Source organism: Acidiphilium sp., assembly GCF_049977125.1.
Lineage (GTDB): Bacteria > Pseudomonadota > Alphaproteobacteria > Acetobacterales > Acetobacteraceae > Acidiphilium.
This window is the reverse complement of sequence record NZ_JBMFGY010000360.1, coordinates 1-1,592: the sequence shown is the minus strand read 5'-3', so window position 1 is coordinate 1,592 and position 1,592 is coordinate 1. Positions and strand designations below refer to the sequence as shown.

At 58.4% G+C, this 1,592-nt stretch carries 1 protein-coding gene; it reads left to right on the top strand.

Features of this window, described 5'->3' with window-relative positions:
• Positions 1–21: 21 nt before the first annotated feature.
• Positions 22–1,592 (top strand): efflux RND transporter permease subunit (locus ACP5E6_RS19070; protein ID WP_427957071.1); only part of this gene is annotated, 1,571 nt, incomplete at its 3' end.

Below are 1,592 nucleotides of genomic sequence, written 5' to 3'. Positions count from 1 at the left end.
CGGGAGACATCTCCCAAGGGCATGGAACTGCATCTCATCGGCGATCAGTCGATTTTCGTCACCGCGGCGATCGACGGTGTGGTGCGCGAGGCGGCGATCGCCGCGGTGCTCACCGCGATGATGATCCTGCTGTTTCTCGGCTCCGTCCGTTCGACGATCATCATCGCGGTTTCCATTCCACTCTCGGTGCTCTCCTCGATCGTCGCCCTTTCGGCGATCGGCCAGACCATCAACACGCTGACATTGGGCGGGCTCGCGCTCGCCGTCGGCATGCTGGTCGATGAAGCGACCGTGACGATCGAGAATTTCAACTACCACATGGAGATGGGCAAGGACATCGAGACCGCCATCCTCGATGGCGCGCAGCAGATCGTCATCCCGGCGCTGCTCTCGCTGCTCTCGATCAGTATCGTGTTCGCGCCGATGTGGTTGCTCACCGGGGTCTCCTATTATCTCTTCGTGCCGCTCGCCGAGGCTGTGGTTTTTGCGATGGTCGCCTCTTTCATCCTGTCGGTTACATTGGTACCGACGATGGCGGTCTATATGCTGCGCAATGTGCCTCATGCGGGAGAGGGGCACGCCGCGCCGAAATCGCACAACCCGTTCGTGCGTTTCCAGAAGGGCTTTGAGCGTGGCTTTGAGCGCATGCGGGCGGGCTATCGCGAGGTTCTGGCGACCCTGCTTGGCGTGCGCGCCTTCTTCATTCCGATCTTCCTGGCCTTTACGGTGATCTCCGTGGTGGGGCTGGTGCCGTGGCTGGGGCGGATTTTCTTCCCCAATGTCGATGCCGGGGTGATGTATTTGCACATCATGGCGCAGACCGGCACGCGCATCGAGGAGACGGCGCGGCTCTGCCAGGAGGTCGAGGATTTCATCCGCTCGCGTCTGCCGCCGCATGAAGTGGACACTTTTGTTGACAATATCGATCTTCCGGTGGCGGGCATTCCGCTTGCCTATCTCAGCACCGGCTCGTTCGGCCCCGAGGACGCCGATGTTCTGATCACGCTCAAGAAGGATCACGGCCCGACGGCGCAATACGTGGCCGTGCTGCGCGACGAGTTGTCCGAGCATTTCCCTGGCACAACATTCTATTTCATGCCAGCCGACATGAACACGCAGATCCTCAATTTCGGCCGTCCCTCGCCGATCGATATCCAGATCTCCGGCCCTGATCTGCGCACTGACTATGAATTCGCGCTGCGTCTTTATCGGCAATTCAATCTCATCCCGGGCCTCGTCGATACGCATCTTGCGCAGCCATTCAATTATCCCAGCATTCAGGTTGATACCGATCGCAGCTACGCGAAGCTGGTCGGGCTGACAGAGGCAAATATCACCGGCTCGATGCTGACTTCGCTCTATTCCAATTATCAGACCAGCCCGAATTTTTATCTCGATTACAGGACCGGCATCACCTACTTCCTGGTCGGCCAAACGCCGCAATATCGGATCGATACGATGAACGATCTGATCAATATGCCGATCTCTAACCTTGGTAAGAACGCCCAGGTTCTCGGCGCGCTCGCCTCTTTCAAGCCGATTGGCGAGCCTGGCATGGTTTCCCATTACAACGTTCAACCCGAGGAGGATAT